The organism is Sphingobium sp. GW821-FHT02B05, assembly GCF_059421905.1.
Genome location: NZ_JBWKVW010000002.1, coordinates 439,241 through 456,260 on the forward strand (window position 1 = coordinate 439,241; position 17,020 = coordinate 456,260).

10 protein-coding genes are annotated in these 17,020 nt (G+C 61.1%); 6 read left to right on the top strand and 4 right to left on the bottom strand.

The annotated features are described in order from the left end of the window. Positions 1–32 precede the first annotated feature (32 nt). Positions 33–1,367, top strand: a complete 1,335-nt coding sequence (locus AC07UX_RS11675; protein ID WP_495192168.1) for an MFS transporter — start codon at positions 33–35, stop codon at positions 1,365–1,367. Here AC07UX_RS11675 and AC07UX_RS11680 read toward each other — a convergent pair. Next, positions 1,328–3,625, bottom strand: coding sequence for a glycoside hydrolase family 3 N-terminal domain-containing protein (locus AC07UX_RS11680; RefSeq protein WP_495192169.1), 2,298 nt, complete (start codon positions 3,623–3,625; stop codon positions 1,328–1,330). The genes AC07UX_RS11675 and AC07UX_RS11680 overlap by 40 nt on opposite strands. A gap of 23 nt (positions 3,626–3,648) precedes the next feature. Here AC07UX_RS11680 and AC07UX_RS11685 point away from each other — a divergent pair, with 23 nt between their 5' ends. The 4 genes from AC07UX_RS11685 to AC07UX_RS11700 all read left to right on the top strand — a co-directional run bounded on the left by AC07UX_RS11685 (position 3,649) and on the right by AC07UX_RS11700 (position 9,349). Then, on the top strand, positions 3,649–3,774 hold the full coding sequence (locus tag AC07UX_RS11685; protein WP_495192170.1) for a hypothetical protein: 126 nt from the start codon (positions 3,649–3,651) through the stop codon (positions 3,772–3,774). Beyond that, positions 3,771–4,829 carry a LacI family DNA-binding transcriptional regulator gene (locus AC07UX_RS11690; protein ID WP_495192171.1) on the top strand — a complete coding sequence of 353 codons (1,059 nt, stop codon included), beginning with the start codon at positions 3,771–3,773 and terminating at the stop codon, positions 4,827–4,829. The genes AC07UX_RS11685 and AC07UX_RS11690 overlap by 4 nt, the downstream gene beginning before the upstream one ends. Further along, entirely contained in the window at positions 4,826–7,801 is a 2,976-nt protein-coding gene (locus AC07UX_RS11695; RefSeq protein WP_495192172.1) for a TonB-dependent receptor domain-containing protein, read from the top strand. The genes AC07UX_RS11690 and AC07UX_RS11695 overlap by 4 nt, the downstream gene beginning before the upstream one ends. 72 nt (positions 7,802–7,873) lie before the next feature. Next, positions 7,874–9,349 carry a glucoamylase family protein gene (locus AC07UX_RS11700; RefSeq protein WP_495192173.1) on the top strand — a complete coding sequence of 492 codons (1,476 nt, stop codon included), beginning with the start codon at positions 7,874–7,876 and terminating at the stop codon, positions 9,347–9,349. Between the two features lie 290 nt (positions 9,350–9,639). Here the strand turns inward: AC07UX_RS11700 and AC07UX_RS11705 are convergent, their stop codons facing one another. The 3 genes from AC07UX_RS11705 to AC07UX_RS11715 form a co-directional block, all read right to left on the bottom strand. Continuing rightward, a complete protein-coding gene (locus AC07UX_RS11705) occupies positions 9,640–11,487 on the bottom strand; it encodes a gamma-glutamyltransferase family protein (protein ID WP_495192174.1) in 1,848 nt (615 codons plus the stop codon). Between the two features lie 75 nt (positions 11,488–11,562). Beyond that, the gene (locus tag AC07UX_RS11710; protein ID WP_495192175.1) at positions 11,563–14,688 is read right to left on the bottom strand and encodes a TonB-dependent receptor domain-containing protein; all 3,126 of its coding nucleotides are present in this window, start codon (positions 14,686–14,688) and stop codon (positions 11,563–11,565) included. A 133-nt stretch (positions 14,689–14,821) separates the two neighbouring features. After that, complete coding sequence (locus AC07UX_RS11715) at positions 14,822–15,136, bottom strand: hypothetical protein (protein WP_495192176.1); 315 nt, start codon at positions 15,134–15,136, stop codon at positions 14,822–14,824. Here AC07UX_RS11715 and AC07UX_RS11720 point away from each other — a divergent pair. Next, positions 15,135–17,015: a gamma-glutamyltransferase family protein gene (locus AC07UX_RS11720; protein ID WP_495192177.1), complete on the top strand. Its 1,881-nt coding sequence runs from the start codon at positions 15,135–15,137 to the stop codon at positions 17,013–17,015. The two genes, AC07UX_RS11715 and AC07UX_RS11720, sit on opposite strands and share 2 nt — an antisense overlap. Positions 17,016–17,020: the final 5 nt, after the last annotated feature.

Sequence of the window (17,020 nt, forward strand, 5' to 3'; positions counted from 1 at the left end):
CAAAAGCGGATCGTCGGCTTATCAGGGGGGAGATGCCCGGTTCCGCCCATCCCCTGCCGCGCGCTGAAGCGGCGCATCCGGTGCGAGCCGTGGCTTTTGGCGCAGGCGACTATGCGTTCAATCTCTATTGGCAGACGGTCAGCCTCTATCTGCTTTTTTTCTATACCGACCGGCTTGGTCTGACGCCGGATCGGGCGGGGATCATCATGGTTGCGGGCGCCTTTGCCGATGGACTGGCCGATCTCGCGATCGGGCTGGCGGCAGACCGTTGGCGCATGCGGTATCGACGGATCGTGGCGTGGGGAACGGCGCCACTGGCCGTGCTGTTCATGATGCTGTTCATGCAGCCGGCGCTATCGGGTGGACGGCTGTTCACGCTCGTTCTTACCGTGCATCTGGCCTTCCGCATTGCCTATGCGCTCGTCAACCTTCCCTATGCGGCCTGGTCCACGCGGGTGAGTGGCGATGGGACGGACCGGACGCTGATGTCGGGATCGCGCATGACATTTGGCGCGCTGGGCGCGGTGACTGTCGCCTTTGCCATGCCGGTACGAGGGGCGGGTTATGACGGCATGGCGCTGCTGCTGGCGCTGGTAGCGACCTGCGTTCTGGCCGCCGTGGTCTGGCGCGTGCCGGAAAGGGTGCCTGTCGAAAAGCCACAGGCCGCGCAACGGACCGTTCGGCGGGATGTGTGCGCTTTATTCCGCAACCGCCCCTTTCTGATGCTGGGCGCCGCCACCTTATGTGTCACCATGGCCGGTGCGATCATCGGCCATTCGGTGCTCTATTATTTCACCTATATTCTCTCAGCCCCAGGCGCGGGCAAACAAGCACTGGCCGTCATGGGCGTGACCGGTGCAGTGGCGGTGCCGCTGTGGACGGCCTTGGCGATGGTCGTGGGGGCACGGGCCAGCTGGTTGATTGCGGCGGCTTGCGGAATGTCTGCACTTGCCGGCTTCGCTTTCTGGCCAACAACGCCGGGCATCCTCGTCTCGATCGTCACCCTGACCATATTGCAGGCGGCAATGAGCGGATTTCACCTGGCGGCCTGGGCCATGTTGCCGACAGCGGTGGACCATGGCGAACGCATTAGCGGCTTTCGCGTGGAGGCGACGGCGTTCAGCCTGTTCATGCTGGTGCAAAAGATCGGCATGGGCCTGGCCGCACTGCTGCTGGGAATGGCCTATGCCCATTGGGGCTATAGAGGCGGCACGCCCGATGGCGCGGCGCGCGCGGCCATCACCTGGCTGATGATCGCCGGTCCCATGGCGACCATTGCGGCAGGCGCAGCGATCATGGCTTTCAACCCGCTGCGCGGCCGCTCAGGTCAGACCAGCACGAACATGTCCGAAACCCCCTCCGCTTGAGCCGACGGCGCAACCCAGAGGCGGAATTTGCCTGGCTCCACGGTCGGCTGCATATCCTGCCCCAGGAAAGTCAGGTCGTCGCGCTTAAGCGTGAAGCGGACCTGTCGCGTCTCGCCCGGTTTTAGCGCGACGCGCTGGAACGCTTTGAGCTCACGTACCGGTCGGGTGATGCTGGCGGTGATGTCCTGTACATAAAGCTGCGCGACCTCGATCGCCTCATACCGGCCGCTGTTGCGGATGCTGGCCACGACGGTCAACTCGCCACCCGCCGTCAGCCGACCGGCGCCCATGTCGAGCTTCGTATAAACAATCTCCCCATAGGTCAGGCCATGACCGAAGGGAAAAAGGGCGGCGTTCGGCGCTTCGCGATAATGGGCCTTATAGTCCTGACGCGGTCCGGGCGGGTTGGGGCGGCCGGTATTTTTATGCGCATAGTAAAGCGGTTCCTGACCGCTTTCATAAGGGAAGGAACAGGGTAGGCGCGCCGACGGGCTGGCCACGCCGAAAAGAATATCGGCGATCGCCATGCCGGACATGGACCCCAGGAACCACGTCGCCAATATGGCTGGCGCTTCCTTTACCACGCCATGCAGGGCGAGAGCGCGGCCATGGCGCAACAATATGACGACCGGCTTGCCGGTCTGCGCGACAGCTTCGGCCAGCGCCATCTGGGCTGCAGGGATGGTGATATCGGTACGGGATTGCGCTTCGCCCGACATTTTCTGACTTTCGCCAATTGCCAGCACGACAATGTCGGCGTCCTGCGCCGCAGCGACGGCGGCGTCAATCCCGCCGGCAATCGGCTTTTCAATGCCCGATCCATCCACTGCAACAACGGATTGCGGGTCGGCGACCACGGCCCGCATCCCGCTCAACAGATCGACGGCATCGGCGTCCGTGCCATAGACGTTCCACGGCCCGATCAGTTCTCGCTGTCCCTGCACGAAGGGGCCGATCAGCGCGATCCGCTTGCCCGATCGCGGCAGAGGCAGCAGATTCTCCTCATTTTTGAGCAGTATGATCGACCTTCTGGCCGCGTCGCGCGCGACCGCCAGATGCTCCGGCGTACGGACCCGCGCCTTCTCCCGCTTCGGGTCGATCCGGCGGAAGGGGTCGTCGAACAGGCCGAGTTTGGCCTTGAGCGTCAGGACGCGGCGGACCGCTTCGTCGAGCCGCGCCATGGGGACTTCGCCCGCCTTCACCAGATCGGGCAGATGACGGATGTAGAAGCCGGATTGCATCGACATATCGACCCCCGCGAGGAAAGCGAGTTTGGCCGCCTCCCGCTCGTCGGCGGCAAAGCCATGGTCGATCAGTTCGAAGTCGCCCGTATAGTCGGATACGACCAGGCCATCGAAACGCCATTGCCGACGCAATATGTCGGTCAGTAGCCAGTGATTGGCGGTTGCCGGCACGCCGGACAATTCGTTGAAGGACGCCATGACGGTTGCAGCCTGCGCATCCAGCGCGGCCTGGAACGGCGGAAAATAGATTTCGCGCAGCGTCCGTTCCGACACGTCCACACTATTGTAATCCAGCCCGCCTTCGGCCGCGCCATAGGCGGCGAAATGCTTGGCGCAGGCGGCCATGGCATCGTCCGCCGTAAGGCCCGACCGACCCTGGAAGCCGCGCACCCGCGCATCGGCCATGATTCGGCCAAGCAACACATCTTCGCCCGCGCCCTCTATTCCGCGCCCCCAGCGCTGATCGCGGGCAATGTCCACCATCGGCGCGAAGTTCCAGTCGATACCGGCCGCCGTCGCCTCGACCGCGGCGATGCGGGCGGTCTGTTCGGCAAGGGCGGGGTCGAAACTGCCCGCTTCGGCCAGCGGCATGGGGAAGACGGTACGGAAACCATGGATGACATCGGCCGCGAAGATGAGCGGAATTTTAAGCCGGGATTTCCGGGTGGCGACCAATTGCATCTGGCGCGCCATTTCCGCACCGTTACCATTGAAAACGCCGCCGATCCGCCCGCGGCGCACATCTGCCAATTGCTGCTGAAAGCTGGATTTGGAAGGCGATGTCGGATTGAGCGCATTGGCAGCCCCACCGGCCCACGCCGCCGCCATCAGCGTGACCTGCCCCGCCTTCTCCTCGACCGTCATCCTGGCGATCAATCCGTCCAGATCGGCCGATGCCACGCCACCATCCCCTGCTTGCGCCAGCAACGCGCGCGCCGGCGACGACGCCCAGGCCGCCACCGCACCGGCGCCGAGGAGTATCGCACGACGCGAGATCGAGGAGCGGGGCTGCATGTCTTTCTCCTAAATTTAGAGGCGTGGCCGATGTCATCGAGCACCGGTTCGCCATCCTATTGCAGTATCCTTTGGTTTCTTGTAACCGGTTACAAGATGGATCGGCAAGCCATGTCGGCAAAAAAGCAGAAGATAAGGGCAGAGGATGAACGGCAAGGCTATCGGACAGGCGACGATTCGCGACGTGGCACGCGAAGCCGGCGCTTCGGTCGCGTCCGTATCGCGCGTGTTCAATCGCCTGCCCAACGTTCGCCCGGAACTCAAGGAACGGGTCGAGGCGGCCGCTCGCAAGCTCAACTATGTTCCCCATGCCGGCGCCCGCAATCTGAGCCTGGCGCGGACGGGCGTGATCGGCGTCGTCCTGCCCGATCTGCATGGCGAGTTCTTCTCCGAAATATTGCGCGGCATGGAACGGGAGGCTGCGATGCGCGGGCGCCACCTGCTGCTGTCGAACATGCATATGGGGCTGGGCGATGGGATAGAGGCGCTACGCAATATGCGTGGGCGGGTCGATGGACTGATCGTCATGGCGCCGCATATCGATCCGGATCTGCTGTTTGCGCATCTGCCCGTCAGCATTCCGGCGATTTTGCTGAACGGCCCGGAAAACCGGCAGGGCCGGCCCGAATTGCGGATCGACAACGCCGCCGGCGCACGCACGATGGTCGAGCATCTGATTGCGACCGGCCGTCGTTCCATCGTGCATATTGCCGGAGCACAAGGCAATATCGAGGCGACCGAACGCGCGCGGGGCTATAGCGAAGCCATGATGTCGGCCGGCCTCGTTCCCCTGATCTTGCCCGGCAATTTCGACGAAGAGTCAGGCCATCTCGCGGTTCAACGGCTGCAAATGCAGCAGGCCGACGTCGATGCGATCTTTGCCGCGAACGACATGATGGCGATCGGTGCGCTGGTCGCGCTGCGCGACATGGGCGTCGATGTGCCAGGACAGATCGCCGTTGCGGGCTTCGACAATATTCCGCTGGCGCGCCTGATCAACCCTGGCCTCACGACCATGGCGGTCGATATCGCCGATCTCGGTGCGCGCGCGATTAACCGCCTTTCTGCGATCATCGATGGAGAAATCGTTCCGCAGACGGAACTTAGACATCCCAGCCTCATTGTTCGCAACAGCACGAACAAACAACAACGTAACGACCACCCCGATGGGAACGGGGATAAGACAGGGGAACAGATGCCATGAAAAACACGAACGCGATCCGCCTCTTGCTTGCAAGTGCCACCGCGCTCAGCAGCATCGTCGTAATGACTGCGCCGGCCAGTGCGCAGACGACGGTAGCCTCCATCCGCGGCCGGGTGACGGACTCCGCTGGTGCGCCCGTGCCCGGCGCGACCGTGACTCTGACCAGCGCCGGAACCAGCCGCGCCCAGACGGCGACCACCGGCGCCAACGGCACCTATATCCTGAACGGCGTGCGCGCCGGCACATATCGCATCGCTGTAGCCGGTTCCGACAAAGGCACGTTCGAACAGGATATCGCCGTCGGCGTGGGCCAGGCCGCCACGGTCGATGCCCGATTGGGCACGCCAGCCACCGACACGGCAGCGGCCACGCCCGACGATGGCGCCGGCAGCCAGATCGTCGTCACCGGCAGCCGCCTGCGCGAGACCCGGACCAGCGAAATCGCGACCAATATCAGCCAGGAGCAGATCCGCGTCCTGCCGCAGACCGATCGCAATTTCCTGAGTTTCGCGGCACTGGCGCCAGGGGTCCGATACAAGGATTCGGAAACCGACAAGGGGTTTTCTTCGGGCGCGTCTCCCGCCAGCCAGGTCAACGTGTTCATTGACGGCGTCAGCCTGAAGAACAAGCTTCGCGAGGGCGGCGTGGCGGGGCAGCAAAACAGCCGTGGCAACCCTTTCGGCCAGCTCGCCGTCCAGGAATTCCGTGTCATCACGCAGAATTACAAGGCCGAATATGAGCAGGCCGGCGCGGCGGTCATAACAGCCATCACCAAATCCGGCACCAATGAGTTTCATGGCGAGATATTCGGCCAATATACCGACCGATCGCTCACGCAGAAAAGCTATCTCGACAAGCGCGACGGCAATGCCAAGCCCGCGTTCGAGCGCAAGCAATATGGCGCGTCGCTGGGCGGTCCGATCATCAAGGACAAGCTGTTCTTCTTCATGGCTTATGAAGGCAATGATCAGGATCGCGCCTTCAATGTGAAGTCCAACGGTTCGCCCGACGCGATCAACGAATTCGAACAATTTTCCGGGCGGCGCATTTCCGATTTCGAAGGTGCGTTCGTCAGCCCGTTCCGCAGTGATTTCTACTTCGGCAAGCTGACGTTGACCCCGAACGAAAATCAGACGTTCGATTTGTCCTACAGTCGTCGTGAAGAAACCGACGTGCAGGGATTCCGCGACAATGTGTCCTACGAATATGCCGAAAACAAGATCAACGTAGTCGACACCTATCAGTTCAAATGGACCTATGACGACGACAGCGTGGTCAATGAGTTCAGTGCCAACTATCTGAACTACACATTCAATCCGGTTGCGATCAACCCCGGTTTGCCTGCCTATGATTATCAGGGCGTGATCCTGTTCGGCGGCAAGGATTCGACGCGACGCGAAGTGCAGCAAAGCTATAACTTCCGGAACGACCTGACCTATACCGGGTTCAGCGGCCACGCGATCAAGTTCGGTGCGCGCGTCGAATTCACCGACATCAGTTTCGACAATCAGGCCTATATCCAGCCCCGCTATTATTTCCGCCGGGAACCCAACAATAATCTGAACTTCGCCTTCCCGGCTGAAGCGCGGCTCGGCCTGGGTTCAGGCCTGATCCAATCGTCGAACACGCAACTGGGCTTTTATATTCAGGATGACTGGGACGTCACCGATCGGTTGCAACTGAACCTTGGCCTGCGCTGGGATCATGAAAGCAATGGGTTCAACAATAAATATCGCACGCCTGCTGCCGCAGCGGCGGCATTGCGCGGATTGCCGACGACATCCTATTTCAATCCCGAAGACTATATCAGCGACGGGAACGACCGCAGCCCGTTCAAGGGCGCCTTCGCCCCACGAGTGGGCTTCTCCTGGGACATCAAGGGCGATCGCAGCACCGTCGTCTTCGGTGGTGCCGGCCGCTATTATGACCGCAACAATTTCAACAATACGGTCGATGAACTGTCGCGTACGATTAACCCGATCGGCCTGTTTCGGTTCTCGGCCGACGGCCTGCCGCGTGACGGCCAGCCTACGGTCGCGTGGGATCCTGCCTATCTGACCCGCGATGGGTTGCTCGCCCTGGTCAATGCCAATCCCGATGTTGGCCTGCCCGAACTGTTCGCCGTCAAGAACAACGCCAAGCCGCCGGTCAACGACCAGTTCTCGCTGGGCGTACGCCAACGTATCGGCATTTTCGAAACCTCGCTCACTGCTTCCTATCAGCGCGGGCGAAATGGCTATACCAACCTGTTTGCGACCCGGAACGGGGATGGTTTCGGCAGTTGCTGCGATGCGGCCTCGCTCGCGGCAGTCCGCGCGGCAGGCTATTCCAACGTGCTGATCGGCTATGACGGGCTCGATACCCGTTACAAGGCGCTCTATTTCACGCTCGACAAAAACTATACCAAACAGTCTGGATGGGGCCTGAACGTCGCCTATACCCTCAGCAAGTCGGAGAAAAATGGCGGCGACCTGTTCAGCCTGGACGCGCCGACGCCGGATTCCTATGGCTGGCGCGCGTCGCCGGGCGACGAACGTCATCGTCTGGTGATATCGGGTATCGTCGATCTTCCGCTCGGCTTCCAATTCTCCACACTGACCACGCTGGGTTCGGGCGAAGCCTACGCCGTCACGGACGGGACGAACGGCGCGTCCTCCGGACTGAACGATTTCACCGCCCGCTACCCTAAGAAAAACTGCATCAAGGGCGTCTTTGCATTCTGCGAAGTCAACATGACTTTGACGAAGACCTTTCCCCTCTTTGGCAAAAACGATCAGGTCAATTTCGCCGTCGATGTGCTGAACGTCTTCAACAACAAGAATTTCAGCGGATTCGATGGCTTCTTCAACAACAGCATCAACCCTGCGACAGGGCAGATTACCGACCCGCTCGACCCGGCCGATGGCCGGTATGCGGCCAATCTGATGACCCTGCCGCGCCGTATTCAATTCCGCGTCGGTTATCGCTTCTGATGGCCGCGCATCCCGCAGCGGACCGGTTCTGCACGATCTGGTCCGCTGCGGTTCTGCAACTGGAGTAAACTATTGCTGGACAGACGGACGTTCGTTGGCACGGCGGGAGTGGGCTTGGCCGGGCTATTGTCGGGCTGTGCCACGCGCGCACCGGAAGTGCCGATCGCCGAAGGGCCGATTGCCGTAGATGGATGGACTAAACTGGACCATCGTCCTGCGCTGGATGTGGAGGTCAGCCCTCTGATCGACGACATTCAGAAGCTGGCCTTCCGCTATTTCTGGGAAGTCACCGACAAAAAGACGGGCATGTCGCCCGATCGCTGGCCGACACCATCCTTCGTATCGATCGCCGCCGTCGGCTTTGCGTTGACCGCTTATCCGATCGGCGTCACGCATGGCTGGATCAGCCGTGACGAAGCGCGCGAGCGGACGCTGACGACGCTCCAGTTCCTGGCCGCGGCACCCATGGGCGACAAGCGCACCCAGGTCAGTGGCAATCACGGTTTTTTCTATCATTTCCTCGGTTCCACCAAAGGCTATCGTTTCGCCTTGTCCGAATTGTCGACGATCGACACAGCGCTTCTGATGGCGGGCGTGTTGTTCGCGCAAAGCTGGTTCGACGATCCCCTCCATCCCGACGAAGTGAAGATTCGCGATCTGGCGGAAAGACTCTATCGCGCGGTGGAATGGACCTGGATCACGCCGCGCGCGCCCTTCGTATCCATGGGCTGGCATCCCGAAAGCGGCTTCATTCGCTCCGACTGGGAAATCTATAATGAGGGGATGATCCTCTATATATTGGGCATGGGGTCGCCGACCTTCCCGCTGCGCGACGACACATGGAACGTCTGGAGCACCCAGTTCGAAACCAGTTGGTCGTCGCGCTGGGGTGATCCGCACCTGCATTTCGCGCCCATGTTCGGCCACCAATATAGCCATGTCTGGGTCGATTTCAGGGATATTCGCGATCGATATATGGCCGGCAAGGGGATCGACTATTTCGAAAACAGCCGCCGGGCCACTTATGCCCAGCGCAACTATGCGATGGAAAATCCGGGCGGCTGGGCCGGCTATGGCGCCGACTGCTGGGGACTGACCGCCTGCGACGGACCGGGCGATTTCAAGATGACGCTGGCGGGCAAGGAACGGGAATTTTACAGCTATTCCGCGCGTGGCCCCGGCGAACGCGATGATGGTACGCTGGCGCCCACGGCGCTGATCGGCTCCCTCCCCTTTGCGCCTGAGATCGTTGAGCCGACCATTCAGGCCATGTATTTTCGCTATGGCGAGCAGCTTTACGACAAATATGGCTTTCTGGACAGTTTCAACCCGACGATCATCCGCCGCCCGGCCCAGCCATTCCGCCACGGCGAGTTCCGCCTGGGAGTCGGCTGGGTGGACAAGGATTATCTGGGCATCGACCAGGGACCAATCGTCGCGATGATCGAAAATTATCGCTCCGGCCTCGTCTGGAATACGATGAAGAAAAACCCGCATATCCGGCGCGGCCTGCAACGGGCCGGCTTTACCGGCGGGTGGCTGGGTTGATAGTCTTGCTACACGCCTATCACCCGGTCAGGTTTAGACACGCCCTTCGCAATGCAGACCCCATATACCCGGCTCTGTGAGCGTACCGCGGGCCCAGCCATCGAAGCCGGTCAAGAACTGGCTGGGCTTTTGCGCGTCGAAAACATTACTGGCCGGCAGAAGGCGCCGAAATGCTCGCCATCCTGATCATCGTAACGGGGTGGTGCAGGCGATCGCCATGAGGCGACCGACCGTTTCTGCCACGCTTGCTCCCTCCTCCTCCTGACCTTCGGATGGATCGTTCTCCCCGTTCAATAGCCGATCGCATAACCCATCCGGCGAGGATCGGCTCCGCCGTTACGGGTGCCTGACCCGTCGACCAATATGCCCTGGACGCTTCCGATCGCATAGGGGCCGACCTTTTCGATTTTGTGTCCCATCGTCGCCAGTTGCTGAAGGAGGGGGTCGGGAAAGCGCCCCTCGGCCTGCACGGTGATCGCCGCGCCGGGCTTGTAGAAATTGGGATCGGCATCCAGCGCAAAGCGTGGTGCCTCGATGGCTGCCTGCACGGGCATGGCACGATCGACGATGTTGACCAGAAACTGGAACTGGGTCTGACCGATCGTCTCGCCGCCCGGCGATCCGAACACCAGCTTGAGGCGGCCCCTTTCCAGCACGATCGTTGGGCCATTGCCCAACAGCGCGACCTTGACGGGCGCGACCTTGTTGGGATGGCCCGCATAGGGCGCGGACGAACCAAGGCGCAGGCCATTGTTGAACAGGATGCCGGTATTTCCCATCACCAGGAAAGTGCCAAATCCGCCACCCACCGTCGTGGTCACGGCAATGGCATTGCCGTCGGCATCCACTGCGGAAAGACTGGTAGTGTCGCCGCCCCGCGTGTGGTCGTCTCCCACGGCAGCCAGATGCTGTTGCGCCCGTTCCCGAACAGCATTGTCGAACGCAGCCGCATTGCCGCCTTCCGGATAGACGCCCGCTCTGGTCAGATCAATGCGTTGACGACGCTGCGCTGCAAAGCGCTTCGATAGCAGCCCTGCGACAGGCGTTTGCGCGAACCTGGGATCGGCGGCATATTTATATATGTCCGCCTTTGCGATCTTTATGGCTTCAATCAGCAAATGCGTGAATTGCGGGCTGTCCGGCGGGATAGCGGAAAGGTGAAATCCCTCGACCAGATTGAGCTGCTCGCACATTTCCAGGCCCGTGCGGGACGTGAGCGGGCTGGCATAGACATCCAGGCCCCGGTAATTGGTCGTAACAGGGTCGTTCCATTGCGGCTGATAGTCCTTCAGGTCATCAAGCCGCAGCCAGCCACCTGCCTGTGTGGAAAAGCGCGCAAACTCCTGCGCGATTGGCCCTGTATAAAAATAGTCATAGGCCGCTTGAAGCGCACGGTCACGGTCGCCCCCACCCTTCAGCGCGGCGGTTTCTGCGTCCGCCAGCGCCTGGAAAGTGCGAGCCAGGTCAGGATTGCGGAACAGGGATCGTGCCGCCGGCGGTTGTCCACCTGGTAGAAAAATGGCCGCACTGCTCGGATAAAGCGCCAGCGTCTTTTGCGCCCGCGTGATGAAATTCGCGATCGATGCTTCCAGCGGATGTCCATCGCGCGCATAGCCGATCGCAGGCTCCAGCAGGGTGGAAAGGGGGAGTTTTCCGAACCGGCGTGCCAGCGCGATCCAGCCGCCAAATGCGCCGGGCACCGTCAACGCCTTGGGTCCATGATCCAACGCTTTGGGGTCGCCATCCGGATCCAGCAAGCGTGGCGCCCCGCCCGCAAAGGCCAGCGAATGCACCTTTCCGCTTTTGCGATCGAGACAAGTGGCAAAGCCATTGCCCCCCGCGCTCGATGCCCATGGCTCCACGACGTTCATGACGGCCATGGCCGCGATCACCGCGTCAGCCGCCGTACCGCCCTGCATCAACATGCGCGTCCCGGCCATGGCCGCCAACGGATGACCGGCCGTCACGCCGCCATGCGGCATCGGGACTTCGACACGATGGGCAGAAACGGCGGCGCTGCCGGTACGCGGGGCGTCCGGCGCGCGACTGCCTGACTGGGCAAGGCCACGCGAAGGCAAAGCCGCGACCAGGGCGCCGGTCAAGCCGGCCGCGATCAGTTCCCGACGGTCCAAAGCCATATCAACTCCTGTTCATCGCTTGAAACGGAAAAGGCGCGGCGTCTTCATCGACGCCGCGCCTTTTGCCATATGCCTTTAGAAGACCTTCTTCAGGCTGGTGTACCAGTAACGCGCCTGCGGCTGGTAAAGGTTTGACAGATAGCCGGTCGATGCCAATGGCGGATCTTTGTCAAATATGTTGCGGGCGCCGATCTGGATTGTGGTGCCGTTGAGCGGCCCGTCATTCTTGAACGTATATTGGCCATAGAGATTGACGGTGGTTTGACCCTTCACAGTCCAGGGATTAGCCGCCGCATCGCGCACGCCATTTTCATAGACACTGTCGATATATTGGGTGAACGCGCCCAGTTTCCATGGGCCAAGCGACCAGTCGAACGTCGCCGAGATGCGCCAACGCGGCTGGCCATCGCGGCCGATAACGTCGCCACCGCCCTGGATCGGCACACCGGCGTTGATCTCGCCAGCCGCCTGCCCGGCAATCACCTGCTGCACGCCAGCGGGTGCATCGACATAATAGCTGATCAGGCGCGATGCGTTCACGTTCAGAGAGAAGCTGCCAATGCCGGTATTGGGCAGAACATAATCCAGATTGAAGTCGATACCCTGGACGGTGACCGGCAGCAGGTTCTGGAAGTTGGCGATGACATAGAGAAGTTCGCCGACTGGCGCGAGGCCGGTCCCGTTCGTCCGCGCAATGTCGTCCGCCGTCGGATCACGGCGAATGACATTCGGATTGCTGCTACCCTGGACACGCATCAAGTAATCGAGATTGAGCGCATTCTGATAGTCCAGCAGGCCCACGACATTCTTCTGCTGAATCTTCCACCGATCAACAGTGAAGGTAACCTTGCCAAGGCCGTCGCCCAGTTGCGGGGAAAAGACCGCGCCAAAGCTCCAGCTGGTGGATTCTTCAGGCTTCAGATTGGGGTTGCCGCCGCTGCGGCGCAGCACTGAAACGTTACAGACGGCACTTGAAAAATTGGCCGCGCGACGGGCGCGGACGTCGGCGTCGCACAGCACATAGTCGAAACCGCCATTCACGCGATCCAGCGTGGACGTATTGATCACCTCAAGGTTCGGCGCGCGGAAGCCCTGGCTCCACGAACCGCGCAACATCATGCCTTCCAGCAATTCCCATGATGCAGCAACCTTAGGCTTGGCGACCGACCCGACGTCGCTATAGTCTTCATACCGACCGGCCAGCTGGAAGTTCAGACGCCGGAACATCGGGATGTTCATTTCGGGGCTGAAGATCGGGATGGCCAGTTCGGCATAGGCCGACTTCACGTTGCGCTTTCCGCGCACGTCCGGGCTGGGGCTGGCGCCGCCAAGATCGGAACCATAAAAGACGCCGGTGACAGCGTCGGTGTAGGTGGTATCGACGCCAGCGATACCGCCTTGATAGGTCGAGCGATTGTCATGATAGGTTTCGCGGCGCCATTCGATACCGGCTGCGACGCCAATGCTGTTGTCCGCCCACAGGCCCAGCAAATTGGAGTTCGAAACCTTGAAGTCCCACAGCGCCAGGGAGGTGCGGGTCTTGCGGGTGGCCTCTATCATGAAGCTGTCGATCGTCGCCTGGCTGTTGGGCGTGCAATCGCCGACCGACGGCGTGGCGACGCAGCCGCCATTGAAAGGGTTATAGGCGTCAGGCGTCGTGCGATTGATGGCCGCTTGCAGCAAGGTGTTGGAGAAGTTTTCCTGCGTGTCCGCAGCCGTCGCCCAGGTATAAAGACCCGCCGATTCCCATTCGAAATCGCCGACATTACCGCGCAGTCCGCCTAGAAAACGATATTGGTAATTGGTTACGTCCACCTTGCGCGACCCGACATCCGCATAAGTCAGCGACGTGATCTGAATCGGCAGTCCGGTCACCGGGACGACCGCGGGATCCAGTCCCGGCAGGCGATTGGGCGATCCTACCGGGCCGAGCGGGTTCCAATAGGCATTCGCCGCCACGGTGATCGGAATATTGGCCAGCGATCCGGGCGCACCGATAGTCGAGCTGGTCTTGCCGCGATAGAAGCCGAGTTCACCGAAGAAAGACAGCGAGTCAGACAGTTCATAGTTCAGATAGGAAAAGATGTTGATACGCTTGACCGAAGGCTGCACGGTCAGGTCGTCGAACGTCGCGGGCGAATTGAACCGCAGATTGGAATCAGCGCCCGACATTTCGGTCACGCCATTGCCGTCGTCATAACAGGTATTGGGCGTTCCCGTCGCGATGCGACATCCCGCGTTGGCGCTGGGCTGGATATGGAACTGACCCGAACTGTTGGTAAAGGTCGTGCCGTTGCTGGTCAGCGTCCGGTTCAGGAATACCGCGCCGCCACCGGGGCGCACGACCCGAAACGTTCCCCATGGCGTCGCGGTCGCCGTACCGTTCCATGCGGCAACATTGGCAAAGGAGGTGCCAGCCACATAGCCACGCCGATCGACACTGGCGGTATAATCCTGATCGCTCAGATACAGTTTCGATTTCTGCGCATAACCACCGAATATGGAAATATTGCCGCGGCCTTCGTTGAAGTCGAATCCGACCAGGCCATTGGCTTGAAACTCGCGCAGATTGGTACCCTCGGCACCCCCATATTGAACGTCGAACTTCGCACCTTTATAGTCGGAATTCAGGACGTTGTTAACGACACCGGCCACTGCGTCCGATCCGTAAAGCGCCGCCGCGCCGTCACGCAATACTTCCACGCGAGAGATATTGCCGACCGGAATGGTGTTGGCATTGTAGCCGAAAGTCGGCACGCCGGAATCGACGACGCCCGTAATTGCCTGCGATGTCGGATGAAGCACCGTACGGCGGCCGTTGATCAGCAACAGCGTATTGCCCTGACCAAGGCCGCGCAGGGACACTGTCGATACGTCGCCGCGCGCGGCGTTGGCATTGCCACCACCCAGCACCTGTTCGTTGAAGGTCACACCACCAAGTTGTGGGATAGAACGATAGAGATCAGCGCCGGAAACGGCTGCCACAGCTTCGATCTGATCCTCACCCACAATACTGACGGGCAATGCGCCGGCTGTATTGGCACCCCTGATTTGGGAACCGATCACCACGATTTCCGCGTTTGGCTGTTCATCGACTTGCGGCGCGACGTCGTTGGCGCCTTGCGCGTGGGCTGCGCCGGTCATCAGCGCCCAAAGGCTGACACCGGCCAGAGCGACAATCGTTTTTTTTCTACTGCTCATCGTTCGTTCTTCCCCTGTGATGAAGCACATGCGCCGACCCTCCCGGCGCATTGCCTTTTTCAGTCTGGCGATCAGGTCGGTTCGAAATAGACGTCACGAAGATTGAACTACGATGGCCAAAATGGACGTTAGTTCAGAATTTATACCGACGGAAATCCCCGAAAACTGGAATTCCGGCATCCTCTCCCGGCACGGATTTTCTCGATCGTCGTCGCCCTTGCGGCAGCAGGGTTTGGTCGTACGCAATATCCGCAATCGCGTACGATCCTTCACCTAAGACAGATGAGAACGAAATTTCCGCCATGAATTTCGAAATATTTTGTAATCTTTCAAATTTTGTCGGCAAATAGAGGATCGCAACGACTTGCGCGTTATGAACGACGTCGGCAGGCGCGCGCCTTCCCTCGGACCGCACCGCAAATGCCGACCACAGGGGATTTTCATTCATGAGCGAAACCGAAAAGCAGGTATTGAGCCGTCGCGACTTCGCGACCCTGGCGGCAGGCGGCCTCGCCGCGCTGGGTAGCGGAACCTCCGCTGGCGCCCAACAGAATGACAAGGCGCCCAAAGCGGCGATCGAACCCACCCGACTGGTGAGTGCCGGAGAAACTTTGCGTCCGGAAATCGTGGGAAATTTCGGTATCGTCGCAGCGGGCCGCCATTATGCCGTAGCGGCAGGCACGCGCATATTGATGGCAGGCGGCAACGCCACGGATGCGGGCGTCGCGGCGGTGTTCGCGGCGGCGGTCACCGAAATCTCCCACTTCGGTTTCGGCGGCGAAGCACCGACCATCATTTTTGACGCAAAGATGAAGAAGATCTCGCTCGTCAGCGGCCAGGGCGTTGCCCCCGGCCTCGCCACGCCGGACAGGTTTGCCGCCGCAGGCGTCATCCCTGGCAATGGTCCCAATGGCGGCACAGTGCCCGCAATGGTCGATGCCATGGCGCTGGCCCTCCAACTCAATGGCACGATGACGCTGGATCAGGTGATGCAGCCCGCCATCGAACTGGCCGATGGCTTCGTCATGTATAACTTCCTTGCCGAAGTCTTCGTCAGCCAGCAAAAGGCCACGTCCAAATATAAGGACGCCTACGACGCCTATTATCCGGGCGGCAAACTGCCCAAGACAGGCGAAATCTTCCGCCAGCCCAACCTCGCCCGTACCATGCGCACCATCGCGGATGCCGACCGCGCTGCCTTTGCAAAGACCAAGGACCGCAAGGCTGCAATTCAGGCCGGGCGCGACGCTTTCTACAAGGGCGACATCGCCCGCCGCATCGGTGCGGCCATGGAGCGCGACGGCGGCCTGATGCGCTATGAGGATCTCGCCAGATACAAGGGCAAGGTCGAAACGCCGGCCATGACGAAAGTCTTTGGGTATGAGGTGTATAAGGCCGGCTTCTGGAGCCAGGGTCCGGCCATGCTGATGGCGCTCAACATCGCAGAGGCAGCAGGCATCGCCACCATGGAGCCGGGGTCCGCGCCCTATCTCCATACCGTGGCGGAATCGATCAAGCTCGCCTTTGACGATCGCAACATGTATTTTGGCGATCCCGACTTCGCGACCGTTCCCATGAAGGGCCTGCTATCGAAGGACTATGCCGCGGCGCGCGCGAAGCAGATCGGGCCGAAGGCGTCGCTCGACCATCGCTTCGGCGATCCATGGGCGTTCGAGGGCAAGGCCCGCACCACGCCGGTCTTCACGCCGCACATGCTCAAGGCGCCGCCCAAGCCCACGGCGGACACGACCGCGATCGAAGTAGTCGATAAAGATGGCAACCTCTTCTCCTGCACCCCCAGCAGCGGCTGGATGCTCGGCGGCGCCTATGTCGCGGGCGACACCGGCGTCCCGATGAGCAATCGCCTGACCGTCTTCGACCTCGATCCTACCAGCCCCAATGTTCTGGCACCAGGCAAGCGCCCGCGCACCACCCTGTCCCCCTCAATGATATTGAAGGACGGAGCGCCCTACCTGGCGATCGGCACACCGGGCGGCGACAATCAGGATCAGCAGATCATGAACGTCCTGCTGCGCGTCCTCGCCTTCGATCAGCCGCTACAGGCCGCGATCGAGGCACCCCGCATCAATTCCAACCACTTCCATGGCTCCTTCGGCATCAAGAAGGATGAACCGGGCGTGCTGGAAATCGAGGATCGCGTGCCCCCTGCGGTACGTGATGACCTGACCGCGCGCGGTCACAAACTCGATGTGCTGGGGCCGTTCGCCGTATCCACCGGCATCGTGGCGACCGGCGTCGTGCCGGGCAGCGGCACCTTGCGCGGCGGGGCGGATGTCCGCCGCGAACGCTATGTCTTCGGCTGGTAAGGGAA

Bases quoted from the DNA above. Each gene is read 5' to 3' on its own strand.
- AC07UX_RS11675 (WP_495192168.1), top strand. From the start codon at position 33: ATGCCCGGTTCCGCCCATCCCCTGCCGCGCGCTGAAGCGGCGCATCCG.
- AC07UX_RS11680 (WP_495192169.1), bottom strand. From the start codon at position 3,625: ATGCAGCCCCGCTCCTCGATCTCGCGTCGTGCGATACTCCTCGGCGCC.
- AC07UX_RS11690 (WP_495192171.1), top strand. From the start codon at position 3,771: ATGAACGGCAAGGCTATCGGACAGGCGACGATTCGCGACGTGGCACGC.
- AC07UX_RS11695 (WP_495192172.1), top strand. From the start codon at position 4,826: ATGAAAAACACGAACGCGATCCGCCTCTTGCTTGCAAGTGCCACCGCG.
- AC07UX_RS11705 (WP_495192174.1), bottom strand. From the start codon at position 11,487: ATGGCTTTGGACCGTCGGGAACTGATCGCGGCCGGCTTGACCGGCGCC.
- AC07UX_RS11710 (WP_495192175.1), bottom strand. From the start codon at position 14,688: ATGAGCAGTAGAAAAAAAACGATTGTCGCTCTGGCCGGTGTCAGCCTT.
- AC07UX_RS11720 (WP_495192177.1), top strand. From the start codon at position 15,135: ATGAGCGAAACCGAAAAGCAGGTATTGAGCCGTCGCGACTTCGCGACC.
- AC07UX_RS11715 (WP_495192176.1), bottom strand. From the start codon at position 15,136: ATGAATGAAAATCCCCTGTGGTCGGCATTTGCGGTGCGGTCCGAGGGA.